Source organism: Pseudomonas sp. QE6, assembly GCF_041379005.1.
Classification (GTDB): Bacteria; Pseudomonadota; Gammaproteobacteria; order Pseudomonadales; family Pseudomonadaceae; genus Pseudomonas.
The window spans coordinates 3424171-3440594 of sequence record NZ_CP166873.1; the positions used below are offsets into that span (position 1 = coordinate 3424171).

Sequence of the window (16424 nt, forward strand, 5' to 3'; positions counted from 1 at the left end):
AGCCAACTCTAGCCCGATGCCGTGGTCTGTGTCACAGACCACGGCATCGACTTTTGGTCTTGCCTTGTTATAGTGACGCGATTTCCGACATCTGTTTCCGACACTTACAAGAACCATTGGCCCGGGCTCTTGCGGCGGCCAGCCGCCCCGGACGCGAAGCAGGGCATCCCGAGGACATCCCGTGACCGAGTACAAAGCATTCCGCGTCGAACTGGCGGACAAGATCGCCCATGTGCAGATCAATCGTCCGGAAAAACTCAATGCCATGAACGCCGACTTCTGGAAGGAGATCATCGATATCTTCCAGTGGGCCGACGACACCGATGAAGTTCGCGTGGTGGTCCTGAGCGGCGCCGGCAAGCACTTCTCCGCCGGCATCGACCTCGCCCTGCTGGCCCAGGCTGCCAGCCACCTGGGCAAGGACGTCGGCCGCAATGCCCGCGCACTGCGCAAGACCATCCTTCAGCTGCAAGGCTCGTTCACCGCCGTGGACAAGTGCAGCAAGCCGGTGCTCGCCGCGATCCAGGGCTACTGCATCGGCGGCGCCATCGACCTGATCTCGGCCTGCGACATGCGCTACTGCAGCAGCGATGCGCAGTTCTCCATCAAGGAAATCGACATGGGCATGGCCGCCGACGTCGGTACCCTGCAGCGTCTGCCGCGCCTGATCGGCGACGGCATTATGCGCGAGCTGGCCTACACCGGCCGCAACGCCGACGCTGAGGAAGCCCGGCAGATCGGCCTGGTCAACAAGGTCTACGCCGACCACTCCGCGCTGATGGACGGGGTGATGGAGATCGCCCGGCAGATCGCCGCGAAGTCGCCGATCGCCATTCGCGGCACCAAGGAAATGATCAGCTACGCCCGTGACCATAGCGTCGAGGACGGCCTGGAATACATCGCCACCTGGAACGCCGCCATGCTGCAGTCCGCCGACCTGCAGGCCGCCATGATGGCGCACATGAGCAAGAAGACCCCCGAGTTCGCCGATTGATGCCCATCCACTCTTCTTGCGCGCAGGAGGCGCACTAGGCCGATGGTTACCGGAGCCACGTCCCTCAGTCTGGTTCGCGACGAATTGTTCGCCACGATGGAGGAGGCCGAGCAGAATCTCGAGCACTTCATCGCCGAGCGTCAGAACGGCAACCTGCTGCAACACTCGGTCGAGTGCCTGAGCCAGATTCGCGGCACCCTCAATCTGATCGAACTGGCCGGCGCCGAGCTGCTGGCCCAGGAAGCGCTGAACCTCGCCCACGACATTCCCGCCGGGGTCGGCGAGGATCGTGACGGCCAGTTGGCGGCGCTGGGCAACGCGCTCTACGTGCTGCGCCGCTACCTGGAGAACCTCGAGGCGCACCGCCAGGAAATCCCCGAGCTGCTGCTGCCGGCGATCAACGACGTGCGCCAGGCCGCCGGTCAGCCGACCTTGCCGGAAAGCTTCTTCTTCAGTGCGCGACTGGACCTGCCGCGCCCGCTGCGCGCGGTGACCGTGCCGCAGGTGGAGGATTCGGAGCGCGAGGTTCGCCGGCTGCGGCAGATGTACCAGGTCGGCCTGCTCGGGCTGATCCGCGAACAGAATCTCTACCCCAGCCTGAAGCTGATGAGCCGCGCCCTGGCCAAGCTCGACCTGCTGCTGGGCAGTGCCTCGCGCACCCGCCTGTGCTGGGTTGGCGCCGGTGCGCTGGAGGCGCTGGTGGATGCGCAGATGCTGCCGCGCAAGACGCGCAAGCAGGTCTTCGCCCGCTTGGACCGCGAGCTAAAGCAACTGATCGGCAATCCGCAATACGAAACGCCGCGCCAGATGCTCAAGGAACTGCTCTATCTCACCGCACTGGCCGACACCCGCGGCCCGCGCGCCAGCGAACTGCGCCAGGTATTCGGCCTGGCGCCGCTGCCGTTCACCGATCACCTGCTCGAAGATGAGTCGCAGCGCCTGTCCGGCCCCGGCCAGTCGGTGATGCGCTCGCTGTCGGCGGCGATCCGCGAGGAGCTCACCGCGGTCAAGGACCAGCTCGACCTGATCGAGCGCGGCGTGTCCCAGGCCGATGCGCTGGGCATCCTGCATACCCAGCTGGGCAAGCTGGCCAAGACCCTGGGCATGGTCGGCCTGAACTCGGCGTCCATCGCCCTGCAGCACCAGCACACGGTGGTGGCGGGGTGGGTGAGCAAGGGCGCGGCCGATGACGCGAGCGCGCTCAATGCGCTGGCCGACACCTTGCTCTATGTCGAGAGCATGGCGGGGAACCTGGAGCGCGGCGAGCGCCCGAGCGCGCGTGCGCTGCCGCTGGGCGAGGATGAATCCTTCGCCGTGCACCAGCTGGCCGAGGCCCGCATCGTGGTGATCGACGAGGCCCAGGCCGGCCTTGCCTTGGCCAAGCGGGCGATTACCGCCTACCTCGAATCCAACGGCGACAAGCTGCACCTGGCCAACGTGCCCATCAGCCTGCAGGCGGTGCGCGGCGGGCTCTGGTTCCTCGGCCAGGAGCGCGCGGCGCTGCTGGTCGGCGCCTGTGCCGACTATATTCAACAGCAGATGATCGAGACGACGCAGATGCCGTCCGAGCAGATGCTGGAAACCCTGGCCGACGCACTGACCGGCCTTGAGTATTACCTGGAGGGTGGGGCCATGATGCGGCCGGAAGGACAACCCGATGTGCTGGACGTCGCCAGCGAGAGCGTCAAGGCGCTCGGCCTGACGGTGGCCGCCTGATGCGTACCGGACGCTGGGAGTCGGCGCTGTTCGAGGCGACAGCGCAAGGTGGCTGGGCGGTTGCCCATTGCCAGCAGCAGTTCCTCGGTGACAGCAATGGCGTGCTGTTCCCCCGTGATTGGTTGAAGCGTCAGGACCTGTCGGTGCTGTCCGAGCATGCCGTCGGCCACTTCGATGGCGAGCCGGTGTATCTGCTGGAAATCGACCGTCCCGACTCGCTGGAAGGCGCCAGCTGGATCGGCCTGCGCCAGTTCATGCTGGAAGGCGAGGAGGACATCTTCGCCATGCTCGGCTTCGCCAGCCAGATCGGTATCTGGTGGCGGCAGAACCGCTTCTGCGGCAGCTGCGGCCAGCCCAACCTGCGTATGCCCCGCGACCGCGCGATGCAGTGCGAGGCCTGTGGTATCCAGCGTTACCCGCTGCTGTCGCCGAGCATGATCGTGCTGGTGACCCGTGGTGATGAGCTGCTGCTGGCGCGTTCGCCGCGTTTCGTGCCCGGCGTGTACAGCACCCTGGCCGGCTTCGTCGAGCCCGGCGAGTCGGTCGAGCATTGCGTTGCCCGCGAGGTGCGCGAAGAAGTCGGGGTGGAGGTCACCAACATCCGCTACATCGGCAGCCAGCCCTGGCCGTTCCCCCATTCGCTGATGTTCGGCTACCACGCCGAGTACGCCAGCGGCGAGATCGTCATGCAACCGGACGAGATCGAGGACGCGCGCTGGTTCCATATCGACGACCTGCCGCGTCTGCCGGCCGGGCGCTCCATCGCCCGCTACCTGATCGAGCTGTACCTGGCGCGCCGCGCCGGTCGTCCCGATCCTGTCCTGCCCGGCGCCTGAGGTTTCAGGCGCCGCGTCACGCGACGTTGAACCAGTGCTGCCAGGCCAGGCGCACGGTCAAGGCCAACACCACCAGGATGAATACCGGACGAATGAACTTGGCGCCGCCGCCGATTGCCGTGCGCGCGCCGAAGTAGGCGCCGATCATCAGGGCGCTGCCCATGCACAGGCCCATCACCCAGATCACCTGGCCGGAGGCGACGAACACTGCCAGGGCGAGGACGTTGCTGACGAAGTTCATGCTGCGCGCCACACCGCTGGCGCGCACCAGGTCCAACGGGTACATCAGCAGGGTGCTGACGGTCCAGAAGGCGCCGGTGCCGGGGCCGGCCACGCCGTCGTAGAAGCCCAGGCCCAGGCCTTGCGGCCACTGGCGGCCCTGGGCGATCTTCGGGTCGGCGTCCAGCGGCGCTTCCGGCGTCTTGCCGAACAGCAGGTACAGGCCGCAACCGAACACCACCACCGGCAGCATGCGGTTCAGCCATTCCGCCGGCATCAGGTGCGCGGCCCAGGCGCCCAGTGCGGCGCCGATGGCGGTGCCGATGATGCCGTTGCGCCATTGGCGCGGTTGGAACAGCTTGCGGCGGTAGAAGGTGTAGCTGGCGACGGCGGCGCCGAAGGTCGAACTCAGCTTGTTGGTGCCCAGCGCCAGGTGCGGTGGCACGCCGGCGGTGAGCAGGGCGGGGATGGTCAGCAGACCACCGCCGCCGGCGATGGCATCGATGAAGCCAGCGAGGAAGGCGACGCCGGCGAGGATGACGAGGGTAGTGGGGTCTACGACGAGTTCGAAGGGCATGGGATCGGCCTTGATCGGGGGGCTCGTGGCGCCACTCCCTTGTGAGGAGTGGGGGCAGGGAAACGTTAACGGGCCCGAAAGCTGCGACGGTCTGGCTGGCCGCGCAGGTACGCGGTGCGCATAATGCCGGCAATTCCACGTGTAAGGAAATCATTCGATGCAGTACGACGGTCTGGCCTGGGTCATTGCCTTCGTGGCGCTGTTGGCCCTGCTGGTGGCGGCTCGCATTCTGTTCGACCGTCACTGGTTTCTCGGCTGGCTGCGCGGCATGGCGGGCCTTGCGTTCATTGCGCTTGCCGCACTGGTAGGGCTGGTGGCCTGGGACTTGCGCAGCTACGACCCGCTGCCGCCGGAGCGTCCGTTGACCACCCTCAGCTTCAAGCAGTTGAGCCCGCAGCATTTCGAGGTGACGGTGCTGGAAGGCGCCCAGGAGCGCCGCGTGGAGCTGGCCGGCGATCTCTGGCAACTGGATGCGCGCGTGCTGGAGTGGAAAGGGCTGGCGCGGCTGATCGGCCTGGCGCCGGGGTATCGTCTGCAGGACCTCAGCGGTCGCTTCCTGGCGGTCGAACAGCAGGCGCAGGGGCGCAGGGTATCGCTGGTTGCGGACGCGTTCGGCATCGATCTGTGGCGCTGGCTGCGTGACGGCCAGCATGACCTGCTGACGTTCGTGCCCAGGGCCGGACGGGTGAACTACCTGCCGATGGCCGACCAGGCGGTGTTCGCCGTGCGCTACGGGCCGGGCGGCCTGACTGCCGAGCCGATGAATGCGGCGGCGAATCAGGCACTGAAGGATTGGCAGTGACTGCTTTTCTGTAGGAGCGAGCTTGCTCGCAAACCCGCTTCACACTGAAACCCTCAGGTGCGGTTCGCGAGCAAGCTCGCTCCTACAAAGAGCAAAAAAGGGAGCCGATCGGCTCCCTTTTTTCGTGTCCGCGCTAACGCTTAAGCGAGGAAACCGCCGTCCACGTTCAGCGTCACCCCAGTGGTGTAGCTGGACGCATCGCTGGCGAGGTACAGCACGGCGCCGGCCATTTCGCTCGGGTCGGCCACGCGCTTGAGCGGGATGCGCTGCAGGGCGACGTTGCGGATGGCGTCGTTGCTCACCAGCGCCGAGGCGAACTTGGTGTCAGTCAGGCCCGGCAGCAGGGCGTTGCAGCGGATGCCGAACTGCGCGCACTCCTTGGCGAAGACCTTGGTCATGCTGATCACTGCGGCCTTGGTCACCGAATAGATGCCCTGGAACTCGCCCGGAGTGACGCCGTTGACGGAGGCGACGTTGATGATGCTGCCGCCGCCGTTGGCCTTCATCAGCTTGCCGCCTTCGATGGACATGAAGTAGTAGCCGCGGATGTTCACGTCGACGGTCTTCTGGAAGGCCGACAGGTCGGTGTCCAGCACGTTGCAGAACTGCGGGTTGGTGGCGGCGTTGTTGACCAGGATATCCAGGCGCCCGAACTGCTCGCGGATCTGCGCGAAGACGCTCTGGATCTGCTCCATTTCGCCGATGTGGCAGGCGATCGCGGTGGCCTTGCCGCCCGCGGCGATGATCTCGTCGGCCACGGCCTGGCAGCCATCGATCTTGCGGCTGGAGACGATCACGTGGGCACCCTGTTGGGCCAGCAGCTTGGCGATGGCCTCACCGATGCCGCGGCTGGCGCCGGAAACGAAGGCGATCTTGCCGTCGAGGTCGAACAGTTGGGTCTTGGACATGGGGTTCTCCTTGTTCTATGGCGCCGTGTTACAGGCGGGACTTGCCGATGACCTGCAGGCTCACCTGCTCCAGCAGCTTGTTGGCGTGGATGAAGGTGGCGAAGCGCTTGTCCTGGGTCTGGCCGTGGAAGAAGCGGTAGTAGATCTGCTGCATGATGCCGGCCAGACGGAACAGGCCGTAGGTGTAGTAGTAATCGAGGTTGTCGATCTGGATGCCGGCGCGCTCGGCGTAGTAGTCGGCGAACTGCTGGCGGGTCAGCATGCCCGGCTCGTGGCTGGGCTGGCGGCGCAGCATCTGCATCGGCTGCGGATCGTCGGCCTGGATCCAGTAGGCGAGGGTGTTGCCCAGGTCCATCAGCGGGTCGCCGATGGTGGTCATCTCCCAGTCGAGCACGCCGATGATCTGCATCGGGTTGTTCGGATCGAGGATGACGTTGTCGAAGCGGTAGTCGTTGTGCACGATGCCCGGCTTGTGGTGGTCGGCCGGCATTTTCTCGCGCAGCCACACCTTCACCTGTTCCCAGGCCGGCGCGTCGGGGGTCAGGGACTTCTCGTAGCGATCGATCCAGCCGCCGATCTGACGCTGCACATAGCCCTCGGGCTTGCCCAGGTCACCCAGGCCGCAGGCGTTGTAATCGACGTTGTGCAGGTCGACGAACTTGTCGATGAAGCTCTTGCACAGTGCGGTGGTCTTGTCGGCGTCGAAGTTCAGTTCCTTGGGCAGATCGCTGCGCAGGATGATGCCGTTGACCCGCTCCATGACGTAGAACTCGGCGCCGATCACCGATTCGTCGGTGCAGTAGACGTACGCCTTGGGGCAGTAGGGGAAACCGTCCTTGAGCTGGTTGAGGATGCGGTACTCGCGGCCCATGTCGTGGGCTGACTTGGCCTTCTTGCCGAAGGGCGGACGACGCAGGACCAGTTCCTGGTTGTCGTACTGGATCAGGTAGGTCAGGTTCGACGCGCCGCCGGGGAACTGGCTGACGCGCGGCGCGCCCTGCAGGCCCGGGATATGGTCCTTGAGGTAGCCGTCGATCACGGCGGCATCGAGTTCTTCGCCTTCGCGGGAGCGGATGGTCTGGTCGGTCAACGACATGCTGGTCCCTTCTTCTACTGGTCTTCCCCGCGGGGCCCAAGGCACCGCGCGAGGTGGCGCGCAAGCCGGCGTCATGCGCTGTCTGGATCAGACAGAGCAATGATGGCGCCGGGTGATCATTGGCTAATCTAATGTCCGACCCTGGCCGTCACAAGCACGCGAGGCCGTTATTGGCGTCCGTGTTGCCCCCCGATCAGGCTGCCTGATCAGCGGGTTGTGGCGGGGCGCGGGCATAAAAAAACCGGAGTCACGGACTCCGGTTTTTCGTGCTGCTCGGGCAGGTCGCCTCGAATCAGACCGGGAACAGTTCACCCAGCTTCATCGCCAGCATCATGTCGCCTTCGGCGCGCAGCTTGCCGGCCATGAAGGCCTGCATGCCGTCGGTTTCGCCGCTGGTGATGCCCTTGAGGGTTTCGCTGTCCATGATCAGGGTGACGTTGGGGTTCTCGGCATCGCCCTGTACCACTTCGCAGGTACCGTCCTTGACCACCAGATAGTGGTTGTCACCGTCTTCGATGTTGAACTGGAACACCAAGTCCAGGCCGGCGGCCGCGCTGGCGTTGAACTTGCTCTTCATGGTGGAAACGATGTCAGCAACGCTCATGGTTCTATTCCTTTTCTAGGTTTTCTCGCGCGACGGTCGAGGTCGCAATGGGCCGGTACTCAGCGATAGGTGATGAGTTCCGGCGCCTTCAACAATTCCAGATGCACGTGACTGTTGAAGGAAGCCAGGGCCACTTCGCTGCCGCGAAACTTCAGGCGGTTGAGCGAAGTGTTGACGATCTGCCAGTTGAGTTCGAAGGCGTTCAGCGGCGGGATGCCGGTCACCAGCTGCAGCATCGCGGTGATGGTGCCGCCGGAGGTGAAGACACCGATGCTGTCCTTGCCGCTGGCCGATTCCAGCAGGCGCTTCAGGCCGCTGTGCACGGTATCGAGAAACTCCGCCCAGCTCACCAGGCCATCCTTGTCGTGCTCACCGGAGACCCAGCGGGCGATCACGGTGGAGAACAGGCGCTGGAATTCGGCGCGGTGGTCGGCGGCATTGCGCATGATGTGCAGCGCCTGCGGCTCGATTTCCAGCAGGTCCGGCAGGTGCGCGCGAATCACCGCGTCGGCCTCGAATTCATTGAAGGCGGGGTCGATTTCCAGCGCGGGAGTGGCGATGCCGGCATCGTTCAACCGGCCCATCACCGCTTCGGCGGTATGGCGCTGGCGCCGCAGGTCGCCGCTGACACAGCGGTTGAACCGCAGACCCAGGCTCGCCAGGTGCTCGCCGAGGACTTCGGCCTGACGCACGCCGACGGGCGAGAGCACGTCGTAGTCGTCGGCGCCGAACGAAGCCTGGCCATGTCGAATCAGGTAGATGCTTCCCACGCGCAGTATCTCGGCAGGGCTGAAAGTTCCGGCGAGGTTATGAGGATCACCTGGGGCTGTCAACGAAAAAACATACGCTTGTTTGAATGCCATTCGCTGGACTGATGCAGCGTCTTGCCAGCGCTGGTGGCGCGCCTGCGGCGTGGGTATGCTTGCGGGATTCACATCGCTCGTCCGGCGGGCGGGACCAGTTTCGTAAAAGGGGAAGTGAGTGGAGTTTCTAGCGGATTACGCGGGTTTCCTGGCCAAGACCTTCACCGTGGTGGTGGCCATCGTCATCGTCCTGGTGGTGATCGCCGCGCTGCGCGGCCGGGGCCGTCGTGGCAGTGGCGGACACCTGGAGGTGCACAAGCTCAACGACTTCTACAAGGAGCTGCGCGAGCGCCTGCAGCACAGCGTGCTGGAGAAGGCCAAGCTGAAGTCCCTGCGCAAATCCGAGGCGAAATCGGCGAAGGAAGCGAAAAAGAAGAAGGGCGGCGAGAAGAGCCGCGTCTACGTGCTGGACTTCGACGGCGACATCAAGGCCTCGGCCACCGAGCACCTGCGCCATGAAGTGACCGCGCTGCTGAGCCTGGCCACCCCGCGTGATGAGGTGGTGCTGCGCCTGGAAAGCGGCGGCGGCATGGTCCATGGCTACGGCCTGGCCGCCTCGCAACTGGCGCGCATCCGCCAGGCCGGCGTGCCGCTGACCGTCTGCGTCGACAAGGTCGCGGCCAGCGGCGGCTACATGATGGCCTGCATCGGCGAGCGCATCCTCTCCGCGCCCTTCGCCATCCTCGGTTCCATCGGCGTCGTAGCGCAGCTGCCCAACGTGCACCGCCTGCTGAAGAAGCACGACGTCGATTTCGAGGTGCTCACCGCCGGCGAATACAAGCGCACCCTGACGGTGTTCGGCGAGAACACGGAAAAGGGCCGCGAGAAGTTCCAGGAAGACCTGGAAACCACCCACGAGCTGTTCAAGCGCTTCGTCGTGCACTATCGCCCGCAGCTGGCCATCGACGAGATCGCCACCGGTGAGGTCTGGCTGGGCCAGGCGGCGCTGGGCAAGAAACTGGTGGACGAACTCAAGACCAGCGACGAATACCTGGCCGAACGCGCCCGCGACGCGGATGTCTATCAGCTCAGCTATGTGCAGAAGAAGTCCATCCAGGAACGCTTCGGCGTCGGCGTCAGCGGCGTGATCGACCGCGTGCTGGTGACCTGGTGGGACCGTCTGGGGCGCAGCCGTTTCTGGCAATGATTCCGCCTGGCGCGGGACTGCGCCGGGCTTGATTTCGAAAGAGGAGGGTCGAGATGAGTGCATTCAAGGCGTTGTGGGTCACGGAAAGCGCACATGGTGTGTATGACCTGCAGGTGGCCGAGCGGCAGGTTTCCGATTTGCCGGCAGGTGAAGTGCTGGTGCGGGTGAAGTATTCCTCGCTGAACTACAAGGATGCGCTGTCCGCCAGCGGCAACCGTGGCGTCACCCGCAAGTACCCGCACACCCCCGGCATCGATGCCGCCGGCGTGGTGGAAGAGTCCTCGGTAGGTGAGTTCGCCGTCGGCGACGAGGTGATCCTCACCGGCTACGACCTGGGCATGAACACGCCGGGCGGCTTCGGCCAGTACATCCGCGTGCCCGCCGCCTGGCTGATCAAGCGCCCGCAGGGCCTGTCGCTGCGTGAAGCCATGATCCTCGGCACCGCCGGCCTGACCGCTGCGCTGTGCGTCGACAAGCTCGAGCGTGCCGGCGTGACGCCGTCCTCCGGCCCCATCCTGGTCACCGGCGCCACCGGCGGCGTGGGCAGCATCGCGGTGATGCTGCTGGCGAAGCTGGGCTACACCGTGGCCGCCGCCACCGGCAAGCTGGAACAGGCCGAGCTGCTCAACCGCCTCGGCGCGCGGCAGATCCTCGACCGCGCCACCGTCTCCGATGGCGTCGACAAGCCGCTGCTGCGCGAACAGTGGGCTGGCGCCGTGGACACCGTGGGCGGCGACATCCTGTTCAACGTGGTCAAGTCGCTGCAGTACGGCGGCAGCGTCGCCTGCTGCGGCCTGACCGCCGGCGCCGCCTTCAAGGCCACCGTGCTGCCGTTCATCCTGCGCGGCGTGAACCTGCTGGGCGTGGACTCGGTGGAGCTGCCGCTGGTGGTCAAGGCGTCCATGTGGGACAAGCTGTCCCTGCAATGGAAGCTCGATAATCTCGAAGCGGCGGTCCGGGAGGTCAAGCTCGATGACCTGCCGGCTGCCATCCACCAGATTCTCGCCGGCAAGCTGGTTGGGCGGGTACTGGTGAACCTCGACTGATGCCCGTGCCGGGCCTGGGCGTCAGCCCAGGTCCGGCAACAGGTAATCCGCCCACAGCGAATCGGCGAACTGGCTGCGGAAGAAGCCGAAGTGGCCGATGCGTTTCACGCCGATGTCCTGCGGGGCAATGCGTTTCACCGTCTTTGGCGCACCACGGTAGAAACCGTGCAGCGATTCGGTATTGCGCCCGGACATCATCTCGTCGTCTGTGAAGGAAATCGAGGTGATCGGTGTACGTATCGAGGAGTACGCCTCGCGCACTGCGCCACCTTCCGCGCCCACCGCGTATTCCGGATTCAGGCACCAGCGCCGCCACTGCTCGATCACCCCGCGCGGCAGGTCGCCGACCACGCCCAGGCGCTTGCCCGGGAAGTAGCCCAGCAGCGGCGTGAGGGTCGGTGCCAGGCAGTACCAGAGCAGCCAGGCCTTGTGCCGCAGCCCCTTGGTGTTCTCGCGCCAGTAGCCGCTGCCGGTGGCGATGGTGAAGGCGCGGTGGATACGCTCGGTGCCGCGTGCGAAGGGCAGGATCTGCCCGCCGAGGCTGTGGCCGATCCAGTACACGGGCAGGTTGCCGGCGGCCTCCACCACGGCGTCGAGCATGGCGCTGCAGTCGTGGTTGCCCCAGGCCAGCACGTCCACGTCCAGATCGCGCAAGTGTCCGGCGCGGGACTTGCCCATGCCGACATAGTCAAAGGTCACGGTCAGGTAGCCGCGCTCGGCCAGCCAGTTGGCGAAGGCCGTATAGAAGCGCTGTTCGACGCCCATGGCGGGGACAATCAGCACCGCTCCGCGGGCTTCGCAGGGCGGGTAGTACCAGTGGCTGGAGAGACTGTGGCCGTTGCCGTTTTCCAGGGAACGCGGGAGCGGGGTGATCATGGCGGACTCCGTGAAAAAGGGCCCGGCAGTGCCGGGCCGAATCCGTCAGGCCTGGCTGACGTACATGGTGATCTCGGCGCGGAACACTGCTTTGTCGTCCACATAGGCGAGTACCGGCACCCGGATGTCGCCTTCCTGATTCCAGTCGACGTCACTGCCATCGGCCACGGCGCGGACGTTGCCGTTGGCCTTGGCCAGGTATTCCACCGTCATGCCACGCGGAATCCAGCGGCGGCCCTGGGGAATCGACACGTCGGTCATGGTGCCTGCCACCAGTTCGGCGGCGTTGCACAGGGCGATGGCGTGCACGGTGCCGATATGATTGAGCACTTCGCGGCGCTTGGGGAAGGTCACTTCCGCGTAGCCGGGACGCAGCTCGACGAATTGCGGGGCAATGGAGGAGAAATACGGGGCGATCTGGCCGATCATGGCGCTGAACTGCGCCGGGCCGGCCTGTTGGTACATCTGCAGCATCTGACTCATGGTGGCTCCGTGAACTGGCTGGAATGAGCAAGCAGGATTGAAGATGGATGCGCGCCCAGGCAGTATACGAAGACTAGAAATTAATTCTAGAAAAATATTCTAGAATTCTGTTCGAGCGGTTTTTCCCCACAGGAACCCCATGGCCAGACCTTCCCGCAAAGACGACATTCTCCAGGCTGCGCTGGCCTGCTTCAGCGAATCCGGCGTGGACGCCACCACCATCGAGATGATCCGCGACCGCTCCGGCGCCAGCATCGGCAGTCTCTATCACCATTACGGCAACAAGGAGCGGATCATCGGCGCCCTCTACCTCGCCGGTGTCGGCCAGTACGCGGCGTTGCTCGATGCGGGACTGCAGCAGGCGATGACCGCCGAGGCGGTGGTGAAGCTGTTCGTTACGTCCTATATCGATTGGGTTTCGGCCAATCCGGAGTGGGCGCGCTTCATCCTGCACAGCCGTGGGCGGGTCGAGGCGGGAGAGGTGGGCGACGAGTTGCGCGAGGCGAATCGCCAGCAGGGGCGGCGCATCGCCGAGTTGCTTTCCGAGCACCGCAAGGCTGGAGCCTTCAAGGCGCTGGCGCCGGAACTGTTCAACTCCGTGGTGATCGGCCCGACCCATGACTACGCGCGCAATTGGCTGGCCGGGCGGACGCGTGTCGATCTGATCGATTGCCGGGACCAGTTGGCGCAGATTGCCTGGGAGAGCGTTCGCGCTTGAGCGTGGCCTCCCTGTAGGAGAGCCAAAGAAAAAGCCCCGCGATGCGGGGCTTTTTCATATCGGCCGGCTCAGGCCAGCTGACGGCGACGGAACAGCGGTTGCGGCTGGGTCACCGAGGTCTGGTAGACCTCGGAGAAGTCCTCCAGGCTGGCCAGCGCGTCGTGCGGATCGCGGTCGGCGCGGATGGCGTAGGCGTCGAAACCGCAGCTCTGCATGAAGAACAGCTGGTCGCGCAGCACGTCGCCGATGGCGCGCACTTCGCCCTGGTAGCCGAAGCGCTCGCGCAGCAGGCGCGCGGTGCTGAAGCCGCGGCCGTCGGTGAAGGCGGGGAAGTTCACGGCGATCACCTGGAACTTGTCCAGGTCCTCGGCGATGGCTTCCGGCTCTTCGTCCGCGTCCAGCCACACGCCCAGGCCGCCGTCGCGGCCGCGCAGGGCCGGGCCGTGTTCCAGCCACAGGTTCAGCGGGATGATCACGTCGTCACAGTTGGGCACGGTTTCCAGGGTCGCGTCCTTGGGCAGCAGGTGCCAGCGGTCGTCGACGACCTCGCGGTGCTTAATGATTCGCTGCATATACGCGCTCCTTGAAGGGGTCGATGCCGATGCGACGGTAGGTATCGAGGAAGCGTTCCTCTTCGGTGCGCTGTTCCACGTAGACGTTGATGATCTTCTCGATCACGTCCGCCATCTGTTCCTGGGCGAAGGACGGGCCGAGGATCTGTGCCAGGCTCGCCTCACGGCTGGCGCTGCCGCCGAGGGAGACCTGGTAGAACTCCTCGCCCTTCTTGTCCACGCCGAGGATGCCGATGTGGCCCACGTGGTGGTGGCCGCAGGCGTTCATGCAGCCGGAGATGTTCAGGTCGATGTCGCCGATGTCGAACAGGTAGTCCAGGTCGTCGAAGCGGCGCTGGATGGCCTCGGCCACCGGGATCGACTTGGCGTTGGCCAGGGAGCAGAAGTCACCGCCCGGGCAGCAGATGAGGTCGGTCAGCAGGCCTACGTTCGGCGTGGCGAAACCGTTCTCGCGCAGTTCGCCCCAGAGGGTGAACAGCTGCGCCTGCTCGACGTCGGCGAGGATGATGTTCTGGTTATGGCTGTTGCGCACTTCGCCGAAGCTGTAGCGGTCGGCCAGGTCGGCGACCACGTCCAACTGCTTGTCGGTGATGTCGCCGGGCGCCACGCCGGTGGGCTTGAGCGACAGGGTCACGGCGACATAGCCGGGTTTCTTGTGGGCGAAGGTGTTGCGCTGGCGCCAGCGGGCGAAGCCGGGGTGCTCGGCGTCGAGCTGGGCGAGGGCGGCGTCCTGGTCTTCCAGGGCCTGGTAGGCCGGGTCGACGAAGTGCGCGGCCACGCGTTGCAGTTCGGCGTCGGTCAGGGTGCTCGGGCCGTCCTTCAGGTGCGCCCACTCGGCGTTGACCTTCTCGGCGAAGACTTCCGGGGTCAGCGCCTTGACCAGGATCTTGATGCGCGCCTTGTACTTGTTGTCCCGACGGCCATAGCGGTTGTACACGCGCAGGATGGCGTCCAGGTAGGACAGCAGGTGCTGCCAGGGCAGGAATTCGTTGATGAAGCTGCCGACGATCGGGGTACGGCCCAGGCCGCCGCCGACGGAAACGCGGAAGCCCAGCTCGCCGGCCTCGTTCTTCACCGCTTCCAGGCCGATGTCGTGTACCTCGATGGCGGCGCGGTCGCTCACGGCGCCGTTGACGGCGATCTTGAACTTGCGCGGCAGGTGGGCGAATTCGGGGTGGAAGGTCGACCACTGGCGGATGATCTCGCACCAGGGGCGCGGGTCCACGAGCTCGTCACGGGCGACGCCGGCGAACTGGTCGGTGGTGGTGTTGCGGATGCAGTTGCCGCTGGTCTGGATCGCGTGCATCTGCACGGTGGCCAGTTCAGCGAGGATTTCCGGCACGTCTTCCAGTTCCGGCCAGTTGTACTGGACGTTCTGGCGGGTGCTGATGTGCGCATAGCCCTTGTCGTAGTCACGGGCAATCTGCGCCAGCTTGCGAACCTGCTTCGAGGACAGCAGGCCGTAAGGCACGGCCACTCGCAGCATGGGTGCATAGCGCTGGATGTACAGGCCATTCTGCAGACGCAGCGGGCGGAATTCCTCGCCGGTCAGTTCACCTGCCAGGTACCGGCGGGTCTGATCGCGAAACTGCTTGACGCGATCTTCTACGATCCTTTGATCGTATTCGTCATATACGTACATGAATCATCCTGCTGTCAGGCTATAGCGCTCAGGCGTACTGCGTATCCCAGCGCGCACGGCAACGCGCTCCACGCGGAGTGGGCGCACGATACCAGTTAGGGAATATGCGTAAAAGTGATGTTTGAGTATATGGCGAGAACTTTTCGATCTATGCCGCGCCGGGCCTGAAACACAGGCGGGCCGGCGCCTTGGGCTGGGTCCCGGAGCCCGCGATGCGCCGGTGTGTTTCACCGGCGCGGGAAGCGTGACTCAGGCCTCGCGACCGTGGGCGGCGTCACGCAGTTGCGCGGTGTCGACGCGCACGAAGATCGAGTCGCCGACGCAGGTCAGCACGTCGCCGGCGTAGACCTCGCAGATGATCCGGCTCTTGCGTCCGACCTCGCCCTCGACGTGGGCCCTGAGCGTCAGCGGTACGCCCATGGGCGTCGGCTTGATGTACTTGATGCCCAGGTTTCCGGTGACGCAGTCGATGCGTGGCAGGCTGCCCGGTTCGCGGCCCTCGGCGCGGTAGTGGTAGGCCATCGCGGTCCAGTTCGAGTGGCAGTCCACCAGCATGGCGATCAGGCCGCCGTAGACCAGCTCCGGCCAGCCGCAGTACTTGGCTTCTGGCAGGTGCTCGGCGACGACGTGGATGCCGTCCTCGTGCCAACGGCTCTTGATGTGCAGCCCGTGCGGGTTGCTGCCCCCGCAGCCGTAGCAGACGCCTTCCGGCGCGACGGTGTCTTGCAGTGAATCCAGGTGCATGGCCTTTCCTTGAAGTCTTTTCGCTTGTTCTTGTCGAAGCCGCAGCCTAACGGCTTTGGCGGCATCGCGGAAAGGGGCAGCTGCTTGAGGGGCGGGCGGAGCTGGTCTTAACTCTCCGGTGTGGTCCTTCAGCCAATAACGAGAACATGGGGGAAGCATGAGCGAAGAATCGTCCAACAAGACCAGCGACAGCGTCGTCGATGCGCGTGCCGCGTTCGTCCTGATCCTGCTGGTGGTTGCCACGGCGGTGTACTGGGTCAGCCATCAGTGACAGCGGTGCCGGCGGGTCGCTCCGCGGCCCGCCCGGTGCCTTGCCTTTTTCAGCCTGCCTTCCTAGACCCCGGCGAAATGCAGCACCACCTGCACCAGGGCGTAGAGCAGCAATACGAAGACCAGCGTGAACAGGATGCCCATGGCGATGAAGTGGCTGGGCTTGCCCTGGGTGAAATCGCGCGCGCGGTTCTTCCCGCTCTGTACGCCGAAGGCGGCGGCCAGCACGCTGTGCAGCATCTGCCAGAAGCTTGGCGGCTTGTTCTGTTGATCGTCCATCGTTCGCACCTCCTGTCTCGGAGCCCGGCTCC

The 16424-nt window shown here is 65.1% G+C and carries 18 protein-coding genes; 7 read left to right on the top strand and 11 right to left on the bottom strand.

The genetic code is table 11. The features are described from left to right. The first annotated feature begins 181 nt into the window (after window positions 1-181). Genes ACAW63_RS15890 through nudC form a run of 3 tightly spaced genes read left to right on the top strand, consistent with a single transcriptional unit; the run spans window position 182 to window position 3546 of the window. The gene (locus ACAW63_RS15890; protein WP_371226669.1) at window positions 182-994 is read left to right on the top strand and encodes a crotonase/enoyl-CoA hydratase family protein; all 813 of its coding nucleotides are present in this window, start codon (window positions 182-184) and stop codon (window positions 992-994) included. Between the two features lie 42 nt (window positions 995-1036). Further along, complete coding sequence (locus ACAW63_RS15895; RefSeq protein WP_371226671.1) at window positions 1037-2710, top strand: ferrous iron transporter B; 1674 nt, start codon at window positions 1037-1039, stop codon at window positions 2708-2710. Beyond that, window positions 2710-3546 (top strand): NAD(+) diphosphatase, encoded by an 837-nt coding sequence (nudC, locus tag ACAW63_RS15900; protein ID WP_371226673.1) that lies wholly within the window; start codon window positions 2710-2712, stop codon window positions 3544-3546. Before ACAW63_RS15895 ends, nudC begins: the two co-directional genes overlap by 1 nt. Window positions 3547-3562: 16 nt before the next feature. On the opposite strand, the gene ACAW63_RS15905 is transcribed toward nudC, so the two are convergent. After that, window positions 3563-4342 carry a TSUP family transporter gene (locus ACAW63_RS15905; protein ID WP_371226675.1) on the bottom strand — a complete coding sequence of 260 codons (780 nt, stop codon included), beginning with the start codon at window positions 4340-4342 and terminating at the stop codon, window positions 3563-3565. Window positions 4343-4499: 157 nt separating this feature from the next. On the opposite strand from ACAW63_RS15905, the gene ACAW63_RS15910 reads away from it, so the two are divergent. After that, window positions 4500-5144 (top strand): hypothetical protein, encoded by a 645-nt coding sequence (locus ACAW63_RS15910; RefSeq protein WP_371226677.1) that lies wholly within the window; start codon window positions 4500-4502, stop codon window positions 5142-5144. A gap of 140 nt (window positions 5145-5284) precedes the next feature. Here the strand turns inward: ACAW63_RS15910 and ACAW63_RS15915 are convergent, their stop codons facing one another. The 4 genes from ACAW63_RS15915 to ACAW63_RS15930 form a co-directional block, all read right to left on the bottom strand. Beyond that, window positions 5285-6052 carry an SDR family oxidoreductase gene (locus ACAW63_RS15915; protein ID WP_207885675.1) on the bottom strand — a complete coding sequence of 256 codons (768 nt, stop codon included), beginning with the start codon at window positions 6050-6052 and terminating at the stop codon, window positions 5285-5287. A 28-nt stretch (window positions 6053-6080) separates the two neighbouring features. After that, the gene (locus tag ACAW63_RS15920; protein WP_371226679.1) at window positions 6081-7148 is read right to left on the bottom strand and encodes a phosphotransferase family protein; all 1068 of its coding nucleotides are present in this window, start codon (window positions 7146-7148) and stop codon (window positions 6081-6083) included. A 292-nt stretch (window positions 7149-7440) separates the two neighbouring features. Continuing rightward, window positions 7441-7752 carry an SCP2 sterol-binding domain-containing protein gene (locus tag ACAW63_RS15925; RefSeq protein ID WP_152222698.1) on the bottom strand — a complete coding sequence of 104 codons (312 nt, stop codon included), beginning with the start codon at window positions 7750-7752 and terminating at the stop codon, window positions 7441-7443. A 59-nt stretch (window positions 7753-7811) separates the two neighbouring features. Next, a complete protein-coding gene (locus ACAW63_RS15930; protein WP_371226682.1) occupies window positions 7812-8522 on the bottom strand; it encodes a histidine phosphatase family protein in 711 nt (236 codons plus the stop codon). 211 nt (window positions 8523-8733) lie between these two features. On the opposite strand from ACAW63_RS15930, the gene sohB reads away from it, so the two are divergent. Both sohB and ACAW63_RS15940 read left to right on the top strand, forming a co-directional pair. Further along, window positions 8734-9762 carry a protease SohB gene (gene sohB, locus ACAW63_RS15935; RefSeq protein WP_371226684.1) on the top strand — a complete coding sequence of 343 codons (1029 nt, stop codon included), beginning with the start codon at window positions 8734-8736 and terminating at the stop codon, window positions 9760-9762. A 53-nt stretch (window positions 9763-9815) separates the two neighbouring features. Beyond that, window positions 9816-10808 (top strand): YhdH/YhfP family quinone oxidoreductase, encoded by a 993-nt coding sequence (locus tag ACAW63_RS15940; RefSeq protein WP_371226686.1) that lies wholly within the window; start codon window positions 9816-9818, stop codon window positions 10806-10808. 21 nt (window positions 10809-10829) lie between these two features. On the opposite strand, the gene ACAW63_RS15945 is transcribed toward ACAW63_RS15940, so the two are convergent. Both ACAW63_RS15945 and ACAW63_RS15950 read right to left on the bottom strand, forming a co-directional pair. Further along, the gene (locus ACAW63_RS15945; RefSeq protein ID WP_371226688.1) at window positions 10830-11684 is read right to left on the bottom strand and encodes an alpha/beta fold hydrolase; all 855 of its coding nucleotides are present in this window, start codon (window positions 11682-11684) and stop codon (window positions 10830-10832) included. Window positions 11685-11729: 45 nt separating this feature from the next. Next, window positions 11730-12167: a hotdog fold domain-containing protein gene (locus tag ACAW63_RS15950; protein ID WP_371226690.1), complete on the bottom strand. Its 438-nt coding sequence runs from the start codon at window positions 12165-12167 to the stop codon at window positions 11730-11732. Between the two features lie 139 nt (window positions 12168-12306). Here ACAW63_RS15950 and ACAW63_RS15955 point away from each other — a divergent pair, with 139 nt between their 5' ends. After that, window positions 12307-12885, top strand: coding sequence for a TetR/AcrR family transcriptional regulator (locus ACAW63_RS15955; RefSeq protein WP_371226692.1), 579 nt, complete (start codon window positions 12307-12309; stop codon window positions 12883-12885). 68 nt (window positions 12886-12953) lie between these two features. Here the strand turns inward: ACAW63_RS15955 and ACAW63_RS15960 are convergent, their stop codons facing one another. The 4 genes from ACAW63_RS15960 to ACAW63_RS15975 all read right to left on the bottom strand — a co-directional run bounded on the left by ACAW63_RS15960 (window position 12954) and on the right by ACAW63_RS15975 (window position 16392). Continuing rightward, window positions 12954-13457 (bottom strand): DUF934 domain-containing protein, encoded by a 504-nt coding sequence (locus tag ACAW63_RS15960; protein WP_371226694.1) that lies wholly within the window; start codon window positions 13455-13457, stop codon window positions 12954-12956. Then, a complete protein-coding gene (locus tag ACAW63_RS15965) occupies window positions 13441-15099 on the bottom strand; it encodes a nitrite/sulfite reductase (RefSeq protein WP_371226696.1) in 1659 nt (552 codons plus the stop codon). Before ACAW63_RS15965 ends, ACAW63_RS15960 begins: the two co-directional genes overlap by 17 nt. 249 nt (window positions 15100-15348) lie before the next feature. Next, window positions 15349-15843 (bottom strand): PaaI family thioesterase, encoded by a 495-nt coding sequence (locus tag ACAW63_RS15970; protein ID WP_371226698.1) that lies wholly within the window; start codon window positions 15841-15843, stop codon window positions 15349-15351. Between the two features lie 333 nt (window positions 15844-16176). Then, window positions 16177-16392 carry a DUF2970 domain-containing protein gene (locus ACAW63_RS15975; protein WP_371226700.1) on the bottom strand — a complete coding sequence of 72 codons (216 nt, stop codon included), beginning with the start codon at window positions 16390-16392 and terminating at the stop codon, window positions 16177-16179. Window positions 16393-16424 lie beyond the last annotated feature (32 nt).